The sequence below is a fragment of the Salibacterium sp. K-3 genome, from assembly GCF_054052005.1.
Window position 1 is genome coordinate 2,126,625 of the sequence record NZ_JBSVZE010000001.1, and the last position, 22,563, is coordinate 2,149,187.

The 22,563-nt window shown below is 47.3% G+C and carries 25 protein-coding genes, 1 tRNA gene, 1 pseudogene and 1 riboswitch; of the genes and pseudogenes, 5 read left to right on the forward strand and 22 right to left on the reverse strand.

Going from position 1 to position 22,563, the window contains the following annotated elements; translation table 11 throughout:
* Window positions 1-2: 2 nt before the first annotated feature.
* Genes gcvPB through gcvT form a run of 3 tightly spaced genes read right to left on the reverse strand, consistent with a single transcriptional unit; the run spans window position 3 to window position 3,924 of the window.
* Entirely contained in the window at window positions 3-1,475 is a 1,473-nt protein-coding gene (gcvPB, locus tag ACW9JV_RS10595; protein ID WP_457334045.1) for an aminomethyl-transferring glycine dehydrogenase subunit GcvPB, read from the reverse strand.
* Window positions 1,472-2,803, reverse strand: a complete 1,332-nt coding sequence (gcvPA, locus tag ACW9JV_RS10600) for an aminomethyl-transferring glycine dehydrogenase subunit GcvPA (RefSeq protein WP_457334715.1) — start codon at window positions 2,801-2,803, stop codon at window positions 1,472-1,474. The genes gcvPB and gcvPA overlap by 4 nt, the downstream gene beginning before the upstream one ends.
* 17 nt (window positions 2,804-2,820) lie before the next feature.
* Window positions 2,821-3,924 carry a glycine cleavage system aminomethyltransferase GcvT gene (gcvT, locus tag ACW9JV_RS10605; protein WP_457334047.1) on the reverse strand — a complete coding sequence of 368 codons (1,104 nt, stop codon included), beginning with the start codon at window positions 3,922-3,924 and terminating at the stop codon, window positions 2,821-2,823.
* A 183-nt stretch (window positions 3,925-4,107) separates the two neighbouring features.
* A riboswitch (glycine riboswitch) is annotated at window positions 4,108-4,197 on the reverse strand.
* A gap of 132 nt (window positions 4,198-4,329) precedes the next feature.
* Here gcvT and ACW9JV_RS10610 point away from each other — a divergent pair.
* Window positions 4,330-5,946 (forward strand): DEAD/DEAH box helicase, encoded by a 1,617-nt coding sequence (locus tag ACW9JV_RS10610; protein WP_457334049.1) that lies wholly within the window; start codon window positions 4,330-4,332, stop codon window positions 5,944-5,946.
* Window positions 5,947-5,963: 17 nt separating this feature from the next.
* A complete protein-coding gene (locus ACW9JV_RS10615; protein ID WP_457334051.1) occupies window positions 5,964-6,749 on the forward strand; it encodes a YqhG family protein in 786 nt (261 codons plus the stop codon).
* Window positions 6,750-6,800: 51 nt separating this feature from the next.
* On the opposite strand, the gene ACW9JV_RS10620 is transcribed toward ACW9JV_RS10615, so the two are convergent.
* Window positions 6,801-6,971 (reverse strand): DUF2759 domain-containing protein, encoded by a 171-nt coding sequence (locus ACW9JV_RS10620; RefSeq protein WP_457334053.1) that lies wholly within the window; start codon window positions 6,969-6,971, stop codon window positions 6,801-6,803.
* Window positions 6,972-7,146: 175 nt separating this feature from the next.
* Here ACW9JV_RS10620 and ACW9JV_RS10625 point away from each other — a divergent pair, with 175 nt between their 5' ends.
* Complete coding sequence (locus ACW9JV_RS10625; protein ID WP_457334055.1) at window positions 7,147-7,782, forward strand: MBL fold metallo-hydrolase; 636 nt, start codon at window positions 7,147-7,149, stop codon at window positions 7,780-7,782.
* A gap of 83 nt (window positions 7,783-7,865) precedes the next feature.
* On the opposite strand, the gene ACW9JV_RS10630 is transcribed toward ACW9JV_RS10625, so the two are convergent.
* The 10 genes from ACW9JV_RS10630 to comGA form a co-directional block, all read right to left on the reverse strand.
* The gene (locus ACW9JV_RS10630) at window positions 7,866-8,105 is read right to left on the reverse strand and encodes a DUF2626 domain-containing protein (protein WP_457334057.1); all 240 of its coding nucleotides are present in this window, start codon (window positions 8,103-8,105) and stop codon (window positions 7,866-7,868) included.
* Window positions 8,106-8,216: 111 nt separating this feature from the next.
* Window positions 8,217-8,402: a hypothetical protein gene (locus ACW9JV_RS10635; RefSeq protein WP_457334059.1), complete on the reverse strand. Its 186-nt coding sequence runs from the start codon at window positions 8,400-8,402 to the stop codon at window positions 8,217-8,219.
* A 57-nt stretch (window positions 8,403-8,459) separates the two neighbouring features.
* Window positions 8,460-8,816, reverse strand: a complete 357-nt coding sequence (locus ACW9JV_RS10640) for a hypothetical protein (RefSeq protein WP_457334061.1) — start codon at window positions 8,814-8,816, stop codon at window positions 8,460-8,462.
* Complete coding sequence (locus tag ACW9JV_RS10645; protein ID WP_457334063.1) at window positions 8,795-9,274, reverse strand: competence type IV pilus minor pilin ComGF; 480 nt, start codon at window positions 9,272-9,274, stop codon at window positions 8,795-8,797. The genes ACW9JV_RS10640 and ACW9JV_RS10645 overlap by 22 nt, the downstream gene beginning before the upstream one ends.
* The gene (locus ACW9JV_RS10650) at window positions 9,234-9,557 is read right to left on the reverse strand and encodes a hypothetical protein (protein WP_457334065.1); all 324 of its coding nucleotides are present in this window, start codon (window positions 9,555-9,557) and stop codon (window positions 9,234-9,236) included. Before ACW9JV_RS10650 ends, ACW9JV_RS10645 begins: the two co-directional genes overlap by 41 nt.
* On the reverse strand, window positions 9,544-9,993 hold the full coding sequence (gene comGD, locus ACW9JV_RS10655; protein ID WP_457334067.1) for a competence type IV pilus minor pilin ComGD: 450 nt from the start codon (window positions 9,991-9,993) through the stop codon (window positions 9,544-9,546). Before comGD ends, ACW9JV_RS10650 begins: the two co-directional genes overlap by 14 nt.
* Window positions 9,990-10,304 carry a competence type IV pilus major pilin ComGC gene (gene comGC, locus ACW9JV_RS10660; protein ID WP_457334069.1) on the reverse strand — a complete coding sequence of 105 codons (315 nt, stop codon included), beginning with the start codon at window positions 10,302-10,304 and terminating at the stop codon, window positions 9,990-9,992. Before comGC ends, comGD begins: the two co-directional genes overlap by 4 nt.
* Complete coding sequence (locus tag ACW9JV_RS10665) at window positions 10,301-10,462, reverse strand: hypothetical protein (RefSeq protein WP_457334071.1); 162 nt, start codon at window positions 10,460-10,462, stop codon at window positions 10,301-10,303. The genes comGC and ACW9JV_RS10665 overlap by 4 nt, the downstream gene beginning before the upstream one ends.
* A gap of 22 nt (window positions 10,463-10,484) precedes the next feature.
* The gene (gene comGB, locus ACW9JV_RS10670) at window positions 10,485-11,522 is read right to left on the reverse strand and encodes a competence type IV pilus assembly protein ComGB (RefSeq protein WP_457334073.1); all 1,038 of its coding nucleotides are present in this window, start codon (window positions 11,520-11,522) and stop codon (window positions 10,485-10,487) included.
* Window positions 11,515-12,567: a competence type IV pilus ATPase ComGA gene (comGA, locus tag ACW9JV_RS10675; protein WP_457334075.1), complete on the reverse strand. Its 1,053-nt coding sequence runs from the start codon at window positions 12,565-12,567 to the stop codon at window positions 11,515-11,517. The genes comGB and comGA overlap by 8 nt, the downstream gene beginning before the upstream one ends.
* A gap of 127 nt (window positions 12,568-12,694) precedes the next feature.
* On the opposite strand from comGA, the gene ACW9JV_RS10680 reads away from it, so the two are divergent.
* Window positions 12,695-12,769: transfer RNA gene (locus ACW9JV_RS10680), tRNA-Gln, on the forward strand.
* 825 nt (window positions 12,770-13,594) lie between these two features.
* Here the strand turns inward: ACW9JV_RS10680 and ACW9JV_RS10685 are convergent.
* The 7 genes and pseudogenes from ACW9JV_RS10685 to ACW9JV_RS10715 form a co-directional block, all read right to left on the reverse strand.
* Window positions 13,595-14,656, reverse strand: coding sequence for an MTH1187 family thiamine-binding protein (locus tag ACW9JV_RS10685; RefSeq protein WP_457334077.1), 1,062 nt, complete (start codon window positions 14,654-14,656; stop codon window positions 13,595-13,597).
* Complete coding sequence (locus tag ACW9JV_RS10690) at window positions 14,653-15,282, reverse strand: hypothetical protein (RefSeq protein WP_457334079.1); 630 nt, start codon at window positions 15,280-15,282, stop codon at window positions 14,653-14,655. Before ACW9JV_RS10690 ends, ACW9JV_RS10685 begins: the two co-directional genes overlap by 4 nt.
* A 55-nt stretch (window positions 15,283-15,337) precedes the next feature.
* Entirely contained in the window at window positions 15,338-16,747 is a 1,410-nt protein-coding gene (gene aspA / locus ACW9JV_RS10695) for an aspartate ammonia-lyase (protein WP_457334081.1), read from the reverse strand.
* A 56-nt stretch (window positions 16,748-16,803) separates the two neighbouring features.
* A complete protein-coding gene (locus ACW9JV_RS10700; protein WP_457334083.1) occupies window positions 16,804-17,778 on the reverse strand; it encodes an ROK family glucokinase in 975 nt (324 codons plus the stop codon).
* A gap of 26 nt (window positions 17,779-17,804) precedes the next feature.
* Complete coding sequence (locus ACW9JV_RS10705; protein WP_457334084.1) at window positions 17,805-18,011, reverse strand: YqgQ family protein; 207 nt, start codon at window positions 18,009-18,011, stop codon at window positions 17,805-17,807.
* Between the two features lie 7 nt (window positions 18,012-18,018).
* Window positions 18,019-18,525 (reverse strand): hypothetical protein, encoded by a 507-nt coding sequence (locus ACW9JV_RS10710; protein WP_457334086.1) that lies wholly within the window; start codon window positions 18,523-18,525, stop codon window positions 18,019-18,021.
* A gap of 65 nt (window positions 18,526-18,590) precedes the next feature.
* Window positions 18,591-20,064 (reverse strand): annotated as a pseudogene (locus ACW9JV_RS10715) (spore germination protein).
* A 173-nt stretch (window positions 20,065-20,237) separates the two neighbouring features.
* Between ACW9JV_RS10715 and ACW9JV_RS10720 the strand changes: the two are divergent.
* Entirely contained in the window at window positions 20,238-21,026 is a 789-nt protein-coding gene (locus ACW9JV_RS10720; RefSeq protein ID WP_457334088.1) for a hypothetical protein, read from the forward strand.
* Here ACW9JV_RS10720 and ACW9JV_RS10725 read toward each other — a convergent pair.
* Window positions 21,023-22,561: a rhomboid family intramembrane serine protease gene (locus tag ACW9JV_RS10725; RefSeq protein WP_457334717.1), complete on the reverse strand. Its 1,539-nt coding sequence runs from the start codon at window positions 22,559-22,561 to the stop codon at window positions 21,023-21,025. The genes ACW9JV_RS10720 and ACW9JV_RS10725 overlap by 4 nt on opposite strands.
* Window positions 22,562-22,563 lie beyond the last annotated feature (2 nt).

Sequence of the window (22,563 nt, forward strand, 5' to 3'; positions counted from 1 at the left end):
ACTTATCCTTGAGCGTTTTTATGTTGCTGGAATGTTAATTTCGGCTTTCGAGCTGCCGTTGTTTCATCCAGGCGTTTTACCACTGTTGTATGGGGAGCCCCGGTGACTGTTTCCGGATCATCGGAGGCTTCTTGGGCAATTGTTATCATCGCATCGGCAAATGCATCGAGTGTTTCCTTCGATTCCGTCTCTGTCGGTTCCACCATCATACACTCTTCCACATTCATCGGGAAATAAATGGTCGGCGGATGGTAACCGAAATCAAGCAGCCGTTTGGCCATGTCGAGCGTGGACACCCCTTCTGTTTTCTGCCGTCTCCCGGACAGCACGAATTCATGCATGCAGAAGTGTTGGAACGGCACGTCGAAATACGGTGAAAGCCTGGTAAGCAGATAGTTCGCATTCAGCACGGCATTTTCCGATACCTGCTTCAATCCTTTAGCGCCCATTGTCCAAATATAGGCGCAGGCCCTAACGTTAATGCCGAAATTGCCATAAAACGATTTGACTCGTCCGATCGAATCCGGCCGGTCCCCGTCCCAGTAATAGCCGTCCCTGCCTTTTTTCAACAGGGGCTTTGGCAGGTAGGGAATGAGATCCTTTTTGACACCAACCGGTCCGCTCCCCGGCCCGCCTCCGCCGTGGGGACCGGTGAATGTTTTATGCAGGTTCAGATGGACAACGTCGAATCCCATATCTCCGGGTCTGGTCTTTCCCATGATCGCATTGGAATTGGCACCGTCATAATACAATTTTCCACCTGCATCATGTATCACGTCCGCTATTTCCATAATCTCTTTTTCGAAAAGTCCCAGTGTGCTTGGGTTGGTAAGCATCAGCGCGGCCGTGGTTTCATCCGCCTTCTTCTTTAAATCGTTGATATCCACTCTGCCATCGTCATTGGTCCGCACAGTAACCGTATCAAAACCGGCCACTCTTGCAGAAGCAGGATTGGTCCCGTGCGCGGAATCGGGGATGATTACCGTGCGCCGCCCGGTTTCACCGGCTGCTTCATGGAAAGCACGGATCATCATTAATCCGGTCCACTCTCCTTGGGCTCCTGCCGCCGACTGCAATGTTACTTCATCCATCCCTGTTATTTCACAAAGCATAGACTGAAGGGCATACATCAACTCCAATGCCCCCTGGATCTGTGAGGCCGGCTGATATGGATGAATGTGGGCAAAACCGGGCATCCGTGCTATATCTTCATGTACTTTGGGATTATATTTCATCGTACATGAGCCGAGGGGATAAAATCCTGTATCGACCCCGTGGTTATTTGCCGATAGAGCGGTATAATGCCTCATCAAATCCAGTTCGGACAACTCTGGAAGTTCCGGCTCTTCTTTTCTGATGTATTCACGGGGCAGCAGATCTTCTACAGCTGTTTCCGGTACGTCATTTTCCGGCAGCGAGTGGCCGGTCCGGCCTTCTCTGCTCCATTCAAAAACAAGCGGCTGCTCATCATTCATGCTTTCCATCCCTCCAATGCTTCTACGAATCCGGTCATTTCATCTTTTGTACGCATCTCGGTTACACAGACAAGCATCTGCCCGGTCCGATTGTCATCGACCTCAGCAAGATCAAGTCCGCCTATCACACCTTTTTCAAATAATTGTTGATTCACAAACGAAACATCCCTGCCCAGATCAATTACAAACTCGTTAAATACCGGTCCTTCATCAACAAGCGGAATCCCTGCTTCCTTCAGTTTTTCTTTCATGGCGCCGGCTTTTTGGATATTCTGCAGTGCCATCTCACGGATACCATTTTTACCGAGGGCGGCCATTGCAACGGAAGAAGCCAGGGCATTCAATGCCTGGTTCGAACAAATATTGGATGTCGCTTTGTCCCTGCGGATATGCTGTTCTCTAGTCTGCAGGGTAAGGACAAAACCGCGTTTCCCCTCTTTATCCACTGTCTCCCCAACCAGCCTGCCCGGCATTTTACGCATTAATGGGCGCTTCACAGCGAAAAACCCGCAGTGCGGACCACCGTACTGCATCGGAATCCCAAGGGGCTGCATGTCTCCGGTAACGACGTCGGCTCCGAAATCACCCGGCGGTGTAAGAATCCCAAGAGCAAGTGGATTGCTGGAGACAATAAATAATGCGTTTTCGCGGTGAACCGCTTTTTCTATATCTTTCAGCTTTTCCACCGTTCCGAAAAAATTGGGATACTGTACGGCCACCGCTGCTGTTCCGCTGTCCATTTCGCGCTCCAATGCTTCCATATCCGTTACGCCATTTTTCAGAGGTATCCGCACGACGTCCAGGTCAGGTCCGGAAGCATACGTTTCAACGACGGCGAGGGATTCCGGATGAATACTTTCCGATACGATTATTTTCTGCCTTTTCATTCTGCTGTGGCTGACCGCCATCAAGGCAGCTTCAGCAAGTGCCGTGTGGCCGTCGTACATGGAAGAGTTGGCGATATCCATCCCCGTCAGGGACGCTACCATCGTCTGAAATTCAAATACGGCCTGCAGTTCCCCCTGGGAAATCTCCGGCTGATACGGGGTATAGGCGGTATAAAACTCGGAACGCCTTATGACATGGTCTACAACAGATGGAATATAATGGTCATAGACACCGGCACCGAGAAAACATGGATAGGTGGCAGTATCTGCATTTTTCCCGCTTAACTGCCTGAATCTTTTTAGAAGGTGTGGTTCTGCCAGCGGCTCCGGCAGTTTGAGCTCTTCACCGGTGCGCACGTTTTCAGGAATGTCCTGAAACAAATCGTCCGTTTTCTCCACTCCGATCGTCTGCAGCATCTCCTTTTTATCTTCTTCGGTCATAGGAAGGTATCTATAATTCAATGGTTTTTCCTCCTTTGATAGAAAGGGAGCTTTATTTGTTCGGCTTGCAGTGTCTTCCCGCGTATCTCTACATAATATCCGGCATTCTTTTCCTCCTTTTTTATCAAAGCCATGCCTGCATGAATTCCTAGCGTGGGGGAATGTGTACCGGTCGTTATAAAGCCGGTCGTTTCTCTGTCTCCATTCAGAACCGGATACCCGGCTCTTGGTATTCCTTTCTCGGTCATTTTGAGACCGATGATACGACGGACCGGCCCGTCTGCTTTTTCCTGCTCCAGTGCTTCCTTTCCTATAAAAGAGCTGGCTTTGTTCAGCTTTACAGCAAAACCCAGACCCGCTTCCAGCGGACTGATCGTTTCACTGATTTCATGGCCGTAAAGAGGAAGTCCCGCTTCCATTCGGAGCGTATCCCTGGCCCCGAGTCCACAAGGCAGCAGCCCTTCCTGTTTCCCTTCTGATAACAGCATATTCCACAATGCCGTCGATCCTGACGGCGGACAATATATTTCAAATCCGTCTTCTCCTGTATAACCTGTTCTTGAAACCAAACAGTTTATATTTCCGATACGGATATCCTGCCGGAAGCGGAATGAACCAAGGGTGGAAAGCTCGAACGAACTAAGCCGCTGCAGAATGGTTTCAGCCTCCGGTCCCTGAAGAGCAAGCATCGCATACGCATCGGAAACATCCTTTATTTCCACGTTGTCATCCGCAAGAGAACGCAGCCACTCTATATCTTTTTGCGTATTGGCTGCATTCAGGACGAGCAGGTATTGTTCCTCTGCTATCTGATAGATCAAAAGGTCATCCACAACTCCCCCTTTTTCATTACAGAGCAGGGTATACATGACTTTTCCGGGAAAGAGCCTGGATATGTCGTTGGTTATGACGGTCTGCAGCCATGCAGAAGCCCCGTTCCCCGTAATGATTGCCTCCCCCATATGAGAAACGTCAAAAAGACCGGCAGCCGCACGAACCGCTTCATGCTCTTTTTTAATACCCGTGAAATAAACCGGCATTTCCCAACCGCCGAAATCAACCATTTTCGCTCCCTCGTTTTGACTGGCAGAAAACAGCGGTGTACGTTTCAGTTCTTTCATGTGATCCCTTCCTTTCTTTAACGAAAAAAGACAGAGAACCCCGATTTTTATAACGGGATTCTCTGTCCTACAACCAGAAAGTTTCTCTCCGCTTTCTGTTATTTCCGAACATTTTTAGAATATAACGGAAAAGGAGATTGTCTTCGTGGGTGACCCGCGAATAGCGGGCGCTCTCCAGAGCTGCGTCGGGCAGAAGTCTTTTTGCCTGAGAGATTCGCTTATACCGCTTGCTCCTTCGGCGCCGTATTACACGGGCTCTCCCCCTGCCTTCATCCGCTCCTATGAAATTGCCTCAGTATGCATAAAAATCTTTCTGTCTCAAATACTAGTCATGTTTGATTGCTTTTATTTTAACACGGAGTTGATTTCGGAACAATCGCTTTTCCAAAAAGGAGAACGAATAAAATGTCAGCTGATATAAAATATCATACGGATTGGGATGCGTCTGATCAAACGATCCGCCAGGACGGTCAGCTGTCTTCCTGGGAACAATTTCAGCTTGCCTATGAGTCCGAACAATGGAGAGCCATTCCCGACTTTGACGGGTTGTTGTGCCGACGTCATCTCACCGGCCTTGACCTCTATCCCCATCAGGAAAAGACGGCAAAACGAGTCCTTGAAGAAATGGACGGCAGAGCCATCCTGGCTGATGAAGTCGGGCTCGGCAAAACGATTGAAGCAGGTCTCATTTTGAAAGAATACATGGTAAGAGGGCTTGTGAAAAAAGCATTGATTCTCGTTCCTGCTTCTCTGACCGGGCAGTGGGCGGAAGAGTTAAACAATAAATTTTTGATACCAGCTGTGGTGCAGCGTAAATCGTATGTCTGGGAAGAAGCGGATGTCGTCATTGCCTCCATTGATACAGCAAAACGCCCTCCACATCGTGATATTATACTCGATCAGGATTATGATATGGTCATTTTCGATGAAGCCCACAAGCTGAAAAACCCTAAAACAAAAAACTATGAATTTGCCGGACTCGTAAAAAAGACATTCTGTTTAATGCTGACAGCAACGCCGGTGCAGAACAATCCCGGAGAGCTCTTTCATGTCATTCATCTGTTGAAACCAGGACTGCTCGGCAGCCAAAAAGAATTTAAGAGGTTATTTAAAGAAAAAGGAGAAAAAGAAGTAAAACATATCGTCCAGCAGGTCATGGTTCGGAATCGAAGAGAACAGACAGGGGTGACGTGGACGAAACGTAAGGTTCACTCCAACTATATTTCCTTCACCCCGGAAGAAGAATCTTTCTATCATTCACTGAAAGAACTGCAGGATTTAAGCAGCCGGCGTTTTCACGGATTCACGGAAGTAACATTGCTGCGGGAAGCATGCAGCAGTAAAGAAGCGGTGTACGGTACATTGGCTCATATGTATGAAAAACAGGAACTGTCTGAGTCTGTGTTCCGCTCCCTGCTTGAAAAAATTCAAGCTGTCGAGGTGAACAGCAAAGCGGAAAAAGCGTTGGATATTATCCGTCAGACCGAAGATAAAGTAGTGCTTTTCACGGAATACCGGGCTACCCAGCTTTATCTGCAGTGGTATTTCAAGCAGTTCGGTATATTGTCGGTTCCATTCCGCGGCGGTTTTAAACCAAGCAAAAAAGAATGGATGCAGATGATTTTCAGAGACCGGGCGAAAGTGATGATTGCCACAGAAGCTGGAGGGGAAGGCATCAACCTGCAGTTCAGCAGCACCATCATCAACTATGACCTTCCATGGAACCCGATGCGTCTGGAACAGCGCATCGGACGGCTCCACCGGCTCGGTCAGGAAAAAGACGTTCACATTTACAATTTTGCTGTAAAGCGGACGATCGAAGAACACGTGCTGGCTTTGCTTTACGACAAGATCCATCTGTTTGAAAACGTGATTGGAACCCTCGATACCATTCTTGATTCCAATTTTGGAAAAGAAATGGAAAATTACATTACTGAAACGCTGCAACATGCCGAATCCGATCGTGAAATTGAAGTAAAACTGCATCATCTTTACGAATTGATGGAGCCCGGCTCCGGCTGAAAAGGAGGGTCAAAAAGATGACAACGGACCTGCTGCATTACCTTCACCGCTATTTTGAGGCAAATAACGCTTCCATCCTGCATCGATCTGAAAAAAAAATACAGGTCAAACTAACGGAAGCATTGGATAAGGAATTGATGAACCGTCCCTTTTACTGGCAGTATGTAAAAAGCTCGGGGAACATAGGAGAGCCGATGACACTGACGTTTTTTACAGACAGAGAGAGTAATGGAAAAGAAAAAGGGGAATGGCTGCATGCAGGTACTCCGAGGCTGCATCAAATCTTTCAGTCCGCCCGCCAAAAAGGCAGATGGACGCTGTTGTATGAGCATCACAATCCCCGGGATACCCCTGCCCCTCTTTATCCCTGGCTGGTGGTTAATGTAAAGTACTCTTTCTTGTCCCATCAACGTAAAGATAAGATTGTCTCCTATGGCCTGCAGCTGATTCACGGTCAGCTTGTCGATCATATGATGGAGCACCTGCAGCCGCTTCACCTTGATATGATCATACCTGATCATTCTTTTCCGATGGCCTCTCTGATCCAGGTGGACAGCGGACTCCTTCGGATAAAAAACGAGACGCAGCGTTTTGTGAAAGAGCATCCTGATGAGTGGGCCGAAAAGGCGGAAAAAAAGATGTACGAAGAACTCGCTCTGCTTCATGCCTGCAGCCGCGCTTCGTCGTTTTCCGAAAAAGATTATGAGCGGCAGAAAAATGAAATCCGAAACAGATACCAGCCTGAAATCCAGATTGATATTATAAACAGCGGCCTGTTCTATCTTTCCCGTTCCTCCATCTGAGACATCAAAAAAACGGAGCCTCTGCCAGCCATGCAGAGACTCCGTTTTCTGTTATCCCGCCGGGGATCCGCTGACAAAAATCGTCATGATCGAAAACCACCCAAACACCAGTAATGAGAGACCGGCAAAGCCGAAAGCGAGAAAATTCCTTCTTTTTATTTCACGAATGGTTGCGATGCCGCAGAGGATGGCAACAAAAAGCATGGTAATTCCAAGAGCCATGAAATATCCCCCCTTCTATTCGATAAATCAGAGATCGAATATGTTTCGTTTCATTATTCATGTCGTTTCATATTATACCTTGTTTTAAAAAGACATGCATCCATTAATTTAAGCTTTTTCACGGATAAGTATGTTAAAATATCCTGAAATACTGAAAAAAATGGAGGATTCACATATGACATGGGAATCAATACCTTTAGGTCCGATTCAGACCAATTGTTACGTGCTGTATGATGGCGAAGGCAGTGCCGTTGTTTTTGATCCCGGCGGAGACGGCAACGTGCTTCTCGAGAAAATCCAAAGCCTGAAGGCGCAGCCGCTCGCCGTTTTATTAACCCACGCGCATTTCGACCATATCGGTGCTGTAGATACATTGCGTCACTCATATGACATTCCTGTTTATCTTCATGAAGAAGAAAGAGAGTGGCTGATGGATCCTTCAAAAAACGGATCCTCTCTGTTTCCTGTCGGCGGCAGCGTCACAGCAGAGGCAGCGGACCACCTAATCTACGGGGAAGGACCTCTTACCATCGGTCCTTTCACTTTTCAGGTACTGGAGACTCCCGGTCACTCCCCGGGCAGTGTAAGCTTCCTCCACGAAACAAGCCGGACCGTCTTTTCCGGCGATATTCTGTTTGCCGGCGGTATCGGACGGACGGACCTCCCCGGAGGTGATCAGAATGTGTTGATGCGCACGATTCACCACAAAATGCTTGAACTCCCGGAGGATACCTATGTCGCCTGCGGTCACGGTCCCTGGACGACGATCGGCCGGGAAATGGACGATAACCCGTTTCTTCATGGATTTTAGAAGCACCGCATAAAAAAGAGCTCCCCAATGAAAGGGGAAGCTCCTTTTTATTTCCGGTATGTACTCCGGCAGTACAGCCGGCTTTAATGAAAGCCGGCTTCCATAATAAAGGTGGTGTAGTACGTGAAACTGACAAAAAACACCGTTAAGTAGGCACCAAAAATATAAATATACATCCGCTCTGTCAGCTTCATGTAACCCAGAGCTAAAAAGAAAGCTGTTTGCGCAAAAAACAGCACAGCCATATTGAACATATCGCCTACAAAGAACAATACAGCGAATACAGCTGTCCAGAACCCCATCATGCGGTACATGCGGTCCATTTTCTTCCCCCCTTGTCAGAATCGCAGATAATACGGAATATCATAACTATTCACATTATATACGAGGGATGGAACGGTTGTAAATGTTTTTCCTCTCTATGAATACGGGGCTTACAGTTTTTTTCGTTTCTGCCGTGCCACCTTAATAGAGAGAGGAAGAAGTCCGAACCACCGGAATCCAATCTGTTCCAGACGGAAACCGTGCCGCTCCTTTTTTTTCTTCTGCTGTCCCATTCTCGCTTCAAGAGCTTCCACCGCCTGCTTGATGATATCTTTTAATAAGGGATTCGGGGTCACAGACTTCCTCCTTTTCTTTACGTCCTTATTTATAAGGATAACCTCTTATCCAGTGTTTTATTCTGCTTCCTTCTGCTTGGCTTCCAGAAAGTATGACCGGGTTCTTCCATAACCTGTATTGGTAACGGCGGTGAATGTCAGACGGGAGATATCGTCGGAGACAGCTTTCTGTTCCCACTCTACACTGCCATCTTGAAAATCGTACTTTTTTTCTGCCTCCGTCTGGATTCTTCCTCCTTCTTTTTTCCATTGTTTTTCCCCATTCCGGAGCAGCCATTCCAATTGCAGCACCTGCTCCTGTTTTGCCACACTCTGTTTTTCATTTACAAATACCGCAGCCTGAAAAAGTAACATCGAAGTAAACAAAAAACAGATAATCAGCAGTACCGGCATTACGGTTCCCTTTTCACCCAATAATCATTCTCTCCTTCCGTCAACGGCCGCTTTCCAATCACTGTAGACCAAGTTACACCTTTGTTGTCAATGACAGATACTTCTGCTCCATATACAGCCGGCTCCACCGAAAATCCTTGTACATCCTGAAGTACAATCTCATGGCCTGTTCCATTTTTCCTCCGTATGATACTTCCTCTTGAAAGGGTATACTCACGCTCATCCCGATACTCCATTATTTTCATGCCATTCGGATCCGCTTCCACCTCATAGGCATAATTCATATCATCCTGCAGTTGTTGAAAAAACAGCTGGATTTCCTGTTTTGACGTTGCATCTTCTCCTTTCCATAACGGCATGACATTGACAATCACAGCCGCAGAAACAAAAAGGACAGTTAACGATAAAAGGACTTCTATCAGTGTCATGCCGGATTGATTATTGGAGGACGAAGAGACACTTCTTATACGGCCTGTCATTTTCCCCCTCCCATTGAAGACAGAGATTGGTCCCGGACTGCTGTGGTTGGCTCGACCACTCATATATACCCTCTTTCTTACCGGTAATGTTTCCGGACGAATGGTCAAGAAGCTGCAATGCTTCTTTTTCCAGAAGAAATAGGGCTGTTCTTTCTTCATTTACCGATTTCTGTTCTTTCATACTTTGATGGTATAACGGCAGGAATACGAGACAGAACGAAGAGAGAAGCGCCAGGGCTGTTACAGCTTCCATCAATGTGAAGCCATGGTCATCTTTTATCAATGTAGACCCTTCCTTTCCCTACAAGTACAACAAGTTTATATTGTTCATACGGAGTCTGAACAAAAACCGTACCGGCTTTTCTGGCATTGCCATTACTTTTAAAACCAATCTCATCAAAAGTCAGTGTATTTTGTTGAAAGGAGACATTCTCCGGTATATCGCGCTGTAGCAGGGGCTCTTCCCAGTAGGCACCTTTTCGAATCTGATACATATGATCTGTTTCCTTGACATATATCCATTCCTGATTGGCATAAGCGAGCTGCTGGGCTGTTCGTAAATCTTCTTCAAGCATGTCCAGAAAATAATCAATGGTCTTTTTATCGTTCATCGACTGCAGATACAGGATCGGAACAGCCGTCATAATGGAAAGAACGGCCAGTACAATGATCATTTCCACCAGGGTGTGGCCCCTTTCTGCCATGACGTAATGTTTCACTCTCCTGCTTTCGTCACTGTACCGTCTTCATTTAATGCCAGAGCGGATTGATCAGGACAGACGATGGTTTCCACATATCCTTCCTCTTGCAGATCGGCAAGGGTTTCCGGTTCTGTTTCATGTTCCACTTTATATGCTCCGGCCTGAGCTTCCAGCAGCTGCATGGTCGCATCACATCCTTTTGATTGTGCTACTTCATTATTTTTCACCATATTCGGCACTGCAATTAATAGAAGAACTGTAATGATAAGTAAGACCACCATCATCTCAATCATGGTAAAAGCTTCCTCGTTGTTTATTCTCTTTTTCATGCCTTCCACTTCCTTTCTGCCGTTTTTGTATCTAATACACGAAGCAGTGTCATGATATCTTCTTCCTTGTTGATTTCCAGAGCCTGCAGTCTTTTTTCCAGTTCTTTGAGTTTAGCTTCATATGAAACCGGGGACACAGCCTTCAGAGATAGCGTCATTTCTTTTCCTTCTTCCTGTTATTTATTGGATGGAACTCATCAATTGGAACATGGGGAGAAATACCGACAAAAACATGCCGAGAATCACCAGTCCGATCATAAAAAACAGAACCGGCTGGATCACCATCAAGCTCTTGTTCATCCGCTCTTCAAGAATCTCCAGCATTCGTTCACCGTAAAAAGCAAGATCCTCTCCCAGTCTGCCGGAAGCCTGTCCGTGCTGTATTACAAATTTCATATCTTCCCGGTACCAACCGGCTTGTGCTACGGCAGCCGACAACGATGTCCCTTCTTTCAGTTTTTGCTTTAGGCGGCTCCCCTCTTCCTGAAAAAAGGGAAAATGGTGTTGTTTTTCAAAAACGAGGCAGACTTCATAAATTGACACCCCTCCTTTCAGCATGCTGCTGAACTGAAGAGAAAAATAATAGGTGAGAAACAGTTTCAGGTAGGAACGGATCCAGGGAAGGCGGTAGAGAAAAGTAAACTGGCGGTGGGGAGTTAAATGACGGAAGCTCTTCATATAGAAAAACATGCCGCCCAGTAGAAGGGGAAGCAGCGCGGCAGCCGCATAAGGAGAATATTGAAACACCTGAAGCATAACCCGGGTTAACAGCGGAAAATCCATATTCAGCGACTGAAACAGCGTTCGGAACGAAGGGAATAAATAATTCACCATGACAACGGCGATCATGAAAAGCACCCACAACAAGACAAGAGGATAGCGTAGCAGCTTTTGCACAGAACCCCGTGCCATGATCCGTTTCCGGTATAATTCCCCAGCTCCCAGAAGCCCGTCTGCCAGAAAACCTCCTTGTTCCGAGAAAAAAACATACGCTGCAACATCAGCAGGAAAATCATAAAGGCGGAGAACTTCATGAAAGGCGGCACCAGTACGCAGTTCCTCAGCCATCTGATATATCTTTTCTTTGATCGTGTACGGCTGTTCCCATGATAACAGCTGCAACGCCTGATCGAGTGGATATCCCTGAGCAAGCAGAGCGCCCGTTTTCAGGAGAAAATCCGCGCGGGCTTCCTTCGTCCACCTCCCCCGCTTAAACATGTTCAGGTTCCTTTCTGTGATCCGGTTGAAAAAGGCCGAGACCGTATCCCTTTCGCAGCTGAATACGTTTTGAAATAGTCAGAGCTGGATACCGGGAGTCCGATAAACATTGCTGCAGCTCTTCTGCTGTTAAAATATCAAATAACGCGGTTCTCGAGGCGTGGCTGTACCTGGTGCAGTAAATCGAACAGGGCTGGGTTCTGCAGAGAGGGCAGTACCGGGGTACAAGCTCCTGGGAGGTGATACAAAGCAGCGTTTCCTTTAAATCAGAGGTAAGACACCCAAAGTCCCTAAGCCGCTGCACCGCACCTTGAACGGTGCCGGCATGCATCGTCGTTAACACCAAATGACCGGTTAATGCAGCTCTTACAGCCATGGCCGCAGTATGTTCATCCCTGATCTCGCCGATCATCAGCACATCGGGGTCATGGCGGAGCGATGACTTCAGAAGTTCCTGATACGTTAAACCTGCTTTCTCATTGACTTCCGTCTGAATAAATGACTCATCATGAATCTCCACAGGATCTTCAATGCTGACGATCCGGGCGCCTTTCCGTTGATAAAGCTCATTCAAAAAAGCATACAACGTTGTTGTTTTGCCTGATCCGGTCGGTCCTGTCAACATCATCATGCCTTTAGGTTCATCGAGAAGGGATCCAAAACGGGAGGTCACGCTGGAAGTGTAAGAAAGAGAGGTGAGGTTAAAATGCTCATGCTGCGGCAGAAGGCGCACAGCCAGGCTTTCCCGGCGGAAATTCGGCAGGGTGGAGAAACGGAGATCTACCGGGGGACTGGTATTTTTTAACGACAGGGAACCGTTCTGCGGACGCCTCTGTTCCCCAATATCCATACCCGCCCTGAATTTAAAATGGGCGGTCAAACGTTCTGCATACCTTACACTCAGCCCTCTCACCGGTCGGAGACGCCCGTGAATCCGGAAAAACAGTCTTGTTTTTTTCGTGCCGGGCTGAAGATGAATATCAGAAGCATTCAGCGTGAGCGCTTGTTCAATCAGACGCTGACTGTCCAGTTCGATGTTTTCCAAACGACCACCATCTCTTTCTTTTTATAACTGCAATATTATTATTCGGCATCGATAGGGGAAATCCTTCTTATTTTTGAAAAATTTTTGTATAAATATCAATCCTGTCGTTCATTCTAATAATGGATAATGGGATGTAGCCAAGCGGTAAGGCATCGGATTTTGATTCCGTGATGCGCAGGTTCGAATCCTGCCATCCCAGCCAACAAAAGCCATGAAGAGTCTGGGACAAAACCATCAAGAAATAACAAAAGAGGATGGGACAAAATTATAAAATGAATGAAAAAGAGAGTGGGACAATACCTTTATAATATAGAAAGATGCCGAACGATTTTTAAAATCGTTCGGCATCTTTTGTTCCTAAGATAAACCGCTGCGCCAAAATGCTTCGCTTTCCGCGAGCACGGCTCGATGAGAGGAAGATCGGCTAAGAGCGGCACGTCGTGTGCCAACGCCGACCTGACCCGCATCCTGCGGGCCCTCGGGAGAAAACCGCTCCCTGTGGGGTCTCGAGACACGTGCTGTTCCCGCAGGAGACGAAGCATTTTGGCTTCGCTACTATGTGGCTCCTAAAACAGTACCATAAGACATTCGTGCTTTCCTCCGCCAACGTCCCAACCTCTTTTTGTTTTGCATCCTACAACGCTTCGTCAAAACACTTCGCTTTCCACGGGGGGGCAGCCTGCTTTTCTAACCAGCGGAGGCCGGCCACGGAGACTCCTACGTGCCAGGACGAGCTGAAGATCCACTTGGTAAAGCGGTCTTCTTTACCAAGTTAGCTGAAGCCGTCCCCATGGAAAGCGCAGTGGCCGGCCGCAGCAAGCTAGTCGTTTATTCGGTTTTTCAGTTGGCTTCTATCCTTTTGTCCCAGACTCTTTTTTGTCGTGCATGATATCCCGTTTCCTCTTTGATAAAAATCATTGAACATTCGATCTTTATCCCTCGTATTTTCTTTTATCCCATTTTTATCCCATAAGCTGTACTTGGGCGGACTTCGAAAGATCTGCTTTTTTTAAAGACTGGAAACCGGTTATTCGTTTTGTTTATTTTCCACCGACTTCACTTTATCATTCATATCCTGATTTTCTTTATCGCGCCGGTCATCAATTCTTATATTTGTGGATACACGTTCTGCCCCCCGCTGAAACGGGAGCTCATGCACTTCTTTCACAATTGGGAGCAGATCATCCAGCTCCCCTTCAATCACTGTCCCCATAGGTGTCAACTGATACTTGATCTTGTCAGAACGATGGTCGAGCAACTGTTGTATGCCGGCAACATCTTCACTCATGCTTGTCGACGAGGTCCCGACCGGTACTACTGTAATATCGAGAATAGCCATGTGTTGAACCTCCTTTGTTGAAACGGGTTTCTTTTCTTCCAGCGCATATGGGAATTCTTTCTCTGCCAGTGCCCTGTATGCCTCCAGTGCGGTCCGTAAATGACGCCGGTCCGGAACGGCGCATGAAACGTGCCTCTGTACAGCATAAGAAATAAACAACAGAGGGCTGCGAAGCATTTTCATGGATGGAAGCTGCAGCATCCGGTGCAGGAAAAGAGACAACGGCAGGCCGGCATAGGATGACACCGCTAACGCGGTTGACCAGGACAGCCATGCCAGCATCAATAAACATCCTGCTGCGGTCAAAACAAAATAGAGCACAACAGTATTGGTGGAACAGTATCGGTTCGTAATCGGCGCTTTTTTGATCCGGTACAGGTTCCTTCTTCTTTTGATTCCCTTAAAGCTGAATACTTTATGCTCCGCCCCGTGAAATTTACGAAGCTCTTGTGGGAAAAAGAAATGGGTGCCCATCAGATAATAAAGAAAACTGTAAAAGGGCAGTCCGTGAACCGGCATGCCGGTAAACATCCGCACCATGAAAGGGATAATGATCATACAGAGAACAAGGGCACTGCTTACCTTATACCACGAAGGCATGGAAAGAAAAACATGGGAGGAGATTTTTAACATCGAGGAAAACGTCAGCGGCATGACAGCCGCTTCCGGCCGTATCCTGTTCCATTCCGCCCATCCGGCATGTTCCCGTCCTATGAAGATGACACCGTTTTGATAGGATAAACCTTTCATCCTGATTCCTCTTCCACTGCCCCCGAGTTATGCTCCACAAAATGTTCCATTACCCAGTAAAACGAGTCATTGTTATCTTCTTTTCCATGAAAGGATGGTTCAAAAAAGCGCGCATTCTTTGCTGCGATCCCGCCATGTTCCTCCCAGGTATGAAGATAGCTGATTACCGCCCGTCCCCCCTGAAGATTTGAATGTGTCCGTACCTGAACCGTTCCGCTGCTTCCGATCGTTTCATTCTCATTCATTTCATTAGGCACAGCAAATCGAATGCCGTTTGCTGCCGCTTCCGGCTCTATTTTCATCGTATCTCCCGAGTTTTGATCAAGAAGCAGCGAAGCGTTTTCCACCTGGCTTTCCGTTACCGGCTCTCCATTCCTGTCCAGAAAGGTAACGCCGATATAATCCGTTCCCCGTAGCCCATCACTTGGCATACGTCCCCATTGCCAGGAAGCTTTAAGAAGGTCTCCATTTTCCCCGGACTCCAGAGTGGTCTCCCACTCCACTTCTTCGGAAAGATCTTTATTGCTCACTTTTTCTGCCTGATTGATATAAAAACCGCCCCCGATGAATAGAAAAAACATTAATATCAGCGGCAGTAGCACGACCAGCTTATTTCCTTTGAACATGCCTGCTCCCTTTCCCTTCCTGAACCGTGGTCATTCCTTTTCATTCATCCCGGTACTACAGAAATTCCGATCCTGCAATGCCAGGGTTCGTCATTTCTTTTGAATCGAGAATTTTATCCAGTTCTTCTTTATTTAAGATATCGCGTTCCAGGCAGATGTCACGAACGCTTCTGCCGGTATCGATTGCTTCTTTGGCAATCCGGGAAGCCGTTTCATATCCGACGTGCGGATTAATGGCGGTAATAATGCCGACGCTTTTTTCCACAAGATCCCGGCAGTGTTCAATATTAGCGGTAATACCGCTCACGCCGTGTTCACGGAAAACGCTCAACCCGTTCTGCAGAACAGACAGGGACTGCAGCAGATTGAATACGAGCACAGGTTCCATAACGTTCAGTTCCAGCTGCCCGGCTTCAGAAGCGAGGCTGATCGTATGATCGTTTCCTATAACCTGGAATGAAACCTGATTGATTACTTCACACATAACAGGGTTCACTTTGCCGGGCATGATCGATGAACCAGGCTGCCGCGAGGGAAGATTAATCTCATTGAGGCCGGTACGGGGGCCGGAACTCATGAGACGAAGATCATTTGCCATTTTCGACAGATTTATTGCATGTACCTTTAAGGCGGCGGAGAGTTCTGTGTAGGCGTCCGTATTCTGCGTCGCATCGACAAGGTTCTCGGCACTGTAGAACGGAAAACCGGTCAGTTCCGACAAATATTGTGGAACTTTCTCAATATATTCCGTATTGGCGTTTAAGCCGGTTCCCACTGCCGTGGCTCCCATATTGATTTCATAAAGATGATCCACGGACTGTTTGATCCGTGTCAAGTCTCTTGTGAGTACACGGCGGTATGCGCTGAATTCCTGGCCCAGCCGTATCGGCACTGCATCCTGCAGATGCGTACGCCCCATTTTTATCACATCATCGAATTCTTCTTCTTTCTGTTTCAACGTCTCAAGCAGATGATCCAAAGACGTCGTAAGTCCCTTCGCCAAGTGAAGGCAGGCAATGTGAATCGCGGTCGGAAATGAATCGTTGGTAGATTGCCCCATATTTACATGCGTATTTGGACTGACCATAAGGTAGTGTCCCTTTTTCCCGCCTAATATTTCAATCGCCCGGTTGGCAATAACTTCATTGGCGTTCATGTTGAATGATGTACCTGCTCCCCCCTGAATCGCATCGACGATAAATTGGTCATTAAATTTGCCTTCAATGACTTCCTCCGAGGCCTGAATGACTGCTTCTGCAATGCTCGTGTTAAGCATGCCCGCATCCCTGTTTGCCATCGCAGCTCCCTTTTTTACGTAGCCGAATCCCCGGATTAATTCAGGGTGAGGAGGATAATCCGTAATCGGGAAATTCTCTTTGGCCCGGATGGTCTGAATACCGTAATAAGCATCTTCCGGCACATTTTTTTCTCCGAGGAAATCTTTTTCCGTACGATAGTCCGTCATTCGATCTTCTCCTTCAACACGTTATTATCATGATCTAATGCTGCTGTTTCATAGAGTCATAGAGTCCCGGCAGGTGCTTTATGTTTAGCCAGCCATGCCGCGCCTGTTATCCCTGCGTCGTTTCCAAGTTCTGCTATCGCAAAATTAGTGTATTGCTCCACTCTTGGCAGTGCGTGTGCCGCGTAATAGGAACGAAGCGGCTGCAGCAGCTGTTCTCCGGCGGCAGACACACCGCCTCCGATAACTATTTTCCGGGGATTGAGAACATTGGCGGTATTACCCGCTGCCATCCCAAGGTAATTCATGGCATTTTCGATAACGAATTCAGCTGTTTGATCACCGGCAGCTGCGCATTCAAACAGCACTTCTGCTGTTAACGGCGCCTGCTGCTTTTTTATGTACAACATGGAATCCTGGTTTTCTGCTGCTGCTTCCTCAGCCATCCGAACCATTCCGGTTGCTGAAGATGTGGTTTCCAGGCATCCTTTTTTCCCGCAGTTGCATGGATAACCGCCATCCGGTATCACTGTCACATGCCCGATTTCTCCGGCCATATCGGAAGCACCGTGGAGAATATCTCCATTTATAATCACACCGCCGCCGACTCCGGTTCCAAGCGTCAATAACAGCACGTCATCTGCATCCGTCGCGGCACCCTTCCAATATTCACCAGCGGCTGCAAGATTCGCGTCATTATCCAGAACGACCGGGATCTCCAGTAAATCAGACAGAACGGAAGCAACCGGATAATTTCTCCAGCCGATATTCACTGCAAACTCGATCGTCCCATTTTTTACATCGACAAATCCCGGTACTCCGATACCTGCGCCTTTTACATCAGCTACACTTAATTTATGTTCCCCCCATTTCTGCCGGATGGAGCGGGCGATATCCTCCAGGACATGTTCGCCGTCATTATCCTTGTTTGTAGGTACGGACCATTTTTCCCTGCACTCTCCCTGTTCAGTAAACAGTCCCAACTTTACGGACGTGCCTCCGACATCAATCCCAAGCAGATATTTATCTTCCATATGTAAGTCTTCCCGCCTTCCTTGTCCTACTTATCGAGTTGATTTAATTCATGTTTAATAATCATTAATGCCGTTGTATAATCCTTACTGTCCATTAACCCTGCGTCACGGGCCTCTTTTATTTCTTCTTCCAGCAGCTGCAGGTCGGTACGACGGTCTTTTGTGTAGATGACAGTATGAAACTGCATCAGCCATTTTCTTAGATCAGTTAGTGATTCAAAGTCTTTATTCATATATCTATTATAGCAACATAAAGAAAGAAAAGAAAAGAAGACCCGCAAATGGAAGATAGGGAACAAAGAATCGGCCTCTCATTTTCACATGAAGAACACTCTGAAGTGTGTTTCCCATCACAAACGCTGCTGCAAAAAGCAGAGACATCGATATTGCGCCAATTATTGTTGAGCCCCACTGGCCGTAATGCCACCCGATGAAAATAAAAAGGAAAGAAACAGCCATCCAGAAATAACCCGCCCGTGCATGAAAAAAGCCATAATACGGCAGGTAAGATATCATTCCCGTTACGGCAGCCGTGCCGATAATTAACAAACGCAGCACGTCAACAACAAAATCTGCCTGTACACCCTGCAGCCATTGCAGCCGGGACAAAAGCGACCCGATATAAAACGCACACACAAAAAGTAAAAAAATAAGAACAGTCATCCGTTTCTGCTGTTTCAGCGTATACATAGCTGCGGCTCCCAGTGCCATTCCCGCAGCCGTTAATTCCAACATGGAGATAAACATAAATGCCTCCCTGGACAACATTTACAACCATTCTATGTCCATCTCTTCCGCTCCATGCCGGGCTGTCATCGATCAGTATCGATTCTGTCCGGATCTCCTTTTGCCGGTACGGTTGGTCTCCATTTTTTCAAGGGGTTGGTTTTCGTTTGAAAATGTCGCCTAAGTCAGCGGACGAAAACGGCAGGAACGGCCACAGGTACGGCACCCCTGCCGGACGAAGGGTAATAAGAAACAGCAGCCACGCTGTGATCGAAATGAAAAATCCGGGTGCCCCGAAAATGGCAGCAGCCAGAAAAAATAAAAATCGCCATATCCGGTTGGCAAGGCTTAATTCATAGCTCGGTGTAGCATACGATCCAATAGCAGCTACAGCAAGGTAAAGCACTACTTCATATGAAAAAAGACCGACTTCAATCGCGATTTCACCAATCAATATGGCAGCTATAATACCAAGCGCAGTGGCAAGCGCGGACGGGGTATGAATAGCCGCCATCCGCAGCATTTCTATGCCGATTTCAGCTATGATGAACTGTGCCGGCATCGGTACTTCCCCTTTATCCTCAATACCGATATAGTTCATATACTCCGGAGGCTCCAGCATGTCCGAAGCAAAAAGGAACCATAGGGGCAGAAGAAACAGCGCGAAACAAATACCGAAACATAGCGGACCAGACGATGCATGGTACCTACAATTGGTTTCTGCCGGTATTCTTCGGCGTGCTGGAGATGATGCCAGAATGTACACGGAACAATCATGACAGTCGGCGATCCATCTACATAAATGAGGACATGGCCTTCGAGCAGGTGAACCGCCGCGGTGTCCGGACGTTCGGTATAGCGGACGAGGGGATAAGGATTCATATATTGTCCGAACAAATACTCTTCTATCGTTTTATCCGCCATCGGAAGCCCGTCACTCGATATCTCACGGACTCCTTTTTTTATCCTTTCCACAATATTTTCATCGGCAATGTCGGCAATATAACCGATACTGATATCCGTCAGTGAACGGCTGCCAGTACGGAGGTACTCCATCCTCATGTTCCTGTCCCTGATTCTTCTCCTCGTTAAGGCTGTATTAAAAATGATCGTTTCTACGAAGCCATCTTTGGCGCCGCGCACAACCTGTTCTGTCTGCGGCTCCTCCAGGGCACGCGTCGGATATTCACGTGTATCTATGAGAATGACTTCTTCTTCCCCGTCTACAACGAGCGCCGCAGGACCGGGTAGAACCTGATTCACCACCTCATTCAGATCAGAACTCGTATCAAGCTCCACATACGGAATACGGGAGGTGATAAGCGACTGAATCACCCTGCTCTTCTGTCTGGAGGGCTCAAGATGATCCAGTTCGCGCTGAATCTGGGTCATTGCCTGGTCTTTCACAAATCCATCCACCATGTATAAAGCCATTTCAATACCATGATACTCCAGTTCCAGTTCGATGATATCGAAATTTTTATCCACTGCCAGTTCGTTCGACAGATACGCTTTATTATCACTGAATCTTCGGGAGACAGGTACGCGATCTTCCGGCATGATTTTCCCTCCTTATCGGTCATTGTCTCCTTCATGATAGGGAATCATGCACAAATTCAGGAATGAATCCCTTCTCTTCTGCAAAGACTGCTGAATAAAGCCGGAAGCGGAAGCCAGGTTCCCTTGATCAATCCGAAGCTTATCATTCACCGGCGGACAGGAGCGTTATAACGATGAAAATGTTTCTATTCTTATTCCTTTGTCTTTTCATCATTCCGTCTGGAACAGTTACGGCCGGTCCGATGTTTGAAGAGGGAAAACGCGCGGATTATGAACCGCCAAAAAACCATTTCAAAAGCTTGGGAGGAAGCCTTGCCGTCCTTCATATCCTTGACAATGACGAATATATGCTGGAATCCTCCGGCAGCCTTGAAACAAATTCTCCCGCCGGAGAACAGCAGATTCACATGATTTTGTTTGAAGACGGCTACGTGAAAGACAGCGTGGATGCCTGGTCCGAACAGGAAAGCCTTCTTACTGCTTCCAGACAAACACCTTCCGAGGATTCAGGCAGATACGACCTTACCGGGTTTTATTACATGAAAAAAGCTCCAGTCTATTCATACGACTGGAGCAGCAGTACGTTATATGTTCTTGACACACCGATGACAGAGCTTCACTCCTTTTCCAGACCTGACTCAAAAGAAGAAAAGAAGGCCGGAAAAATGATTGATGCGATCATCCGGCAGCAGCAGCAGCATGTGAAAAGGCTGATTAAAGATAAAGGTGGACTGCCGGAATCTTCTCTGGTCTTCCCACTTATGGACTGGGAGAAATACATGGCCCGCCAGGTTTCCAGCCTTGACCCGGACACACTCGAAAAAGCGTGGCGGGATATATATCATTCGGTGCTGAAAGAGACCGAAAGCCACAAGAAACAACAAAAAAAAATAATGCCCTTTCTCAGCTGGGATAAGCAGAAACAAAAACTCTCCCTGTTTATTCATTACAGCAGCCCTTAAGGAAGATTGGCGTTTATCGTGTCTTCGATATCGTCGACATTCACATCTTCTGATCTGTTTTCAATATTAAGCTGTCTGGCCCTGTTCAGGGATTGGTCCGCTTTCTTCCATTCTTCAAGCTGCACATAGACAACAGCCAGATTATAATGAGCCTCCGCCATTTCCCTGTTCAGGGAAACAGCTTCCTGATAAAGCGGCACCGCCTGTTTATATTGGTTTTCAGCCAGGTAGGTGTTGCCAAGAACAAAAGAAGCATACGCATTTTCCGTGGTTTCCACTGTCGGACGTAAAATGCTTCGTGCTTCTTCAATATTGTCACGCTCCAGATGCTGCTGGGCCAGCTGTACATCGATCATTGCTGCACTTTGTTTATCCTCGTTGATGATACCATACCAGCAGAGACCGGCAGCCAGGCCCGGAATTACCAGTACAGGGGGGAGCTGCGTCCATCTCCGGCCGTGCCTGGGCAGATGAAGAAGCGCGGAAGCCAGAAATCCTCCGGCCAGCCCGCCGATATGTGCACCATTATCCACAGCAGGAACGGCAAACCCAAAAGCTAGATTGATACCAAGAATAAAAAGCACATTCAGTCCCATGGTCCGGAAAAAAAGAGCACGGTGTATAAGTCCGAAATACAGCAGCGCGCCAAAACACCCAAAAATAGCTCCGGAAGCACCTGCTGAAACCTGTTCATTAAACGCAAAGCTCGCCAGCGAACCAAATATTCCGGCCGTGATATAAATGACGATAAAGCGTGCCGTCCCATACATCCGCTCCACCGCACCCCCGATGTAGAACAGGGCAAGGGAGTTCATGACCAGATGAAACACACCGATATGTAAAAACATAGAAGTAAATAGCCGCCACCACTCCCCATCCAGAAGAGCCGGGTTGTATTTCGCGCCAAATTCAATCAGTGTAAGCAGGTTTGTACTCTCTCCAGTACGCTCCATCCACACAAACACGAGGATAATAGCCGCCAGGAGGAAAAATATGATACGCGGTTTTGTGAAAAGAAGTAGAGAACGGTCTTCGTTCTCCAGCTTTTCCTGTCTCTTCTTTACTTCTTTACGGTAGTACCGGGCCCAGGATTCATGAGTCCATTCCCCTTCTGATGCCGGGGACCAGGAATGCCGGGCTCCCAGCTCCCTCAGTACGAGTTCCTCTGTATCGGCAATCACACCTGACGGATCTTTTGATATAAAATACGCCCTGCTGGTTTTTTTCATCTGCAGTTGACGCTCTAAAGGCTCATAGAGATCAACCGGGGGATAGGAGGAAACATATATCGTATGAAAAGGAATGTTTCTTCCCAGAATCATACGCTGGATTCGTTGATAGGACCGTTCCGCTTCTTCGGCATCTTGTTCAACCTGTTTCATCCAGTCATACTCAATTTTTGCGATACGGATAATTTTTTTGTGATCTTTTTTTCCGGCTTCCAGCCATATCTGTTTTTTATCGGGACTGATTTCAAGTATTACCGCTTCTTCCCTGATAACCAGATGATGGATCAATTTCCAGTATCGGTGCATCG

What these genes read in the sequence shown, in the direction of transcription:
- comGC (WP_457334069.1), bottom strand. Translation starts at nt 10,304, where the DNA reads ATGAAAAAGAGAATAAACAACGAGGAAGCTTTTACCATGATTGAGATG.
- gcvPB (WP_457334045.1), bottom strand. Translation starts at nt 1,475, where the DNA reads ATGAATGATGAGCAGCCGCTTGTTTTTGAATGGAGCAGAGAAGGCCGG.
- ACW9JV_RS10630 (WP_457334057.1), bottom strand. Translation starts at nt 8,105, where the DNA reads ATGGACCGCATGTACCGCATGATGGGGTTCTGGACAGCTGTATTCGCT.
- ACW9JV_RS10610 (WP_457334049.1), top strand. Translation starts at nt 4,330, where the DNA reads ATGTCAGCTGATATAAAATATCATACGGATTGGGATGCGTCTGATCAA.
- ACW9JV_RS10700 (WP_457334083.1), bottom strand. Translation starts at nt 17,778, where the DNA reads ATGGAAGATAAATATCTGCTTGGGATTGATGTCGGAGGCACGTCCGTA.
- ACW9JV_RS10705 (WP_457334084.1), bottom strand. Translation starts at nt 18,011, where the DNA reads ATGAATAAAGACTTTGAATCACTAACTGATCTAAGAAAATGGCTGATG.
- ACW9JV_RS10720 (WP_457334088.1), top strand. Translation starts at nt 20,238, where the DNA reads ATGAAAATGTTTCTATTCTTATTCCTTTGTCTTTTCATCATTCCGTCT.
- ACW9JV_RS10625 (WP_457334055.1), top strand. Translation starts at nt 7,147, where the DNA reads ATGACATGGGAATCAATACCTTTAGGTCCGATTCAGACCAATTGTTAC.
- aspA (WP_457334081.1), bottom strand. Translation starts at nt 16,747, where the DNA reads ATGACGGACTATCGTACGGAAAAAGATTTCCTCGGAGAAAAAAATGTG.
- comGB (WP_457334073.1), bottom strand. Translation starts at nt 11,522, where the DNA reads ATGTTTAAGCGGGGGAGGTGGACGAAGGAAGCCCGCGCGGATTTTCTC.
- ACW9JV_RS10690 (WP_457334079.1), bottom strand. Translation starts at nt 15,282, where the DNA reads ATGTTCAAAGGAAATAAGCTGGTCGTGCTACTGCCGCTGATATTAATG.
- ACW9JV_RS10615 (WP_457334051.1), top strand. Translation starts at nt 5,964, where the DNA reads ATGACAACGGACCTGCTGCATTACCTTCACCGCTATTTTGAGGCAAAT.
- gcvT (WP_457334047.1), bottom strand. Translation starts at nt 3,924, where the DNA reads ATGAAAGAACTGAAACGTACACCGCTGTTTTCTGCCAGTCAAAACGAG.
- ACW9JV_RS10665 (WP_457334071.1), bottom strand. Translation starts at nt 10,462, where the DNA reads ATGACGCTATCTCTGAAGGCTGTGTCCCCGGTTTCATATGAAGCTAAA.
- ACW9JV_RS10620 (WP_457334053.1), bottom strand. Translation starts at nt 6,971, where the DNA reads ATGGCTCTTGGAATTACCATGCTTTTTGTTGCCATCCTCTGCGGCATC.
- ACW9JV_RS10725 (WP_457334717.1), bottom strand. Translation starts at nt 22,561, where the DNA reads ATGCACCGATACTGGAAATTGATCCATCATCTGGTTATCAGGGAAGAA.
- ACW9JV_RS10685 (WP_457334077.1), bottom strand. Translation starts at nt 14,656, where the DNA reads ATGAAAGGTTTATCCTATCAAAACGGTGTCATCTTCATAGGACGGGAA.
- gcvPA (WP_457334715.1), bottom strand. Translation starts at nt 2,803, where the DNA reads ATGACCGAAGAAGATAAAAAGGAGATGCTGCAGACGATCGGAGTGGAG.
- ACW9JV_RS10645 (WP_457334063.1), bottom strand. Translation starts at nt 9,274, where the DNA reads ATGACAGGCCGTATAAGAAGTGTCTCTTCGTCCTCCAATAATCAATCC.
- ACW9JV_RS10710 (WP_457334086.1), bottom strand. Translation starts at nt 18,525, where the DNA reads ATGTTTATCTCCATGTTGGAATTAACGGCTGCGGGAATGGCACTGGGA.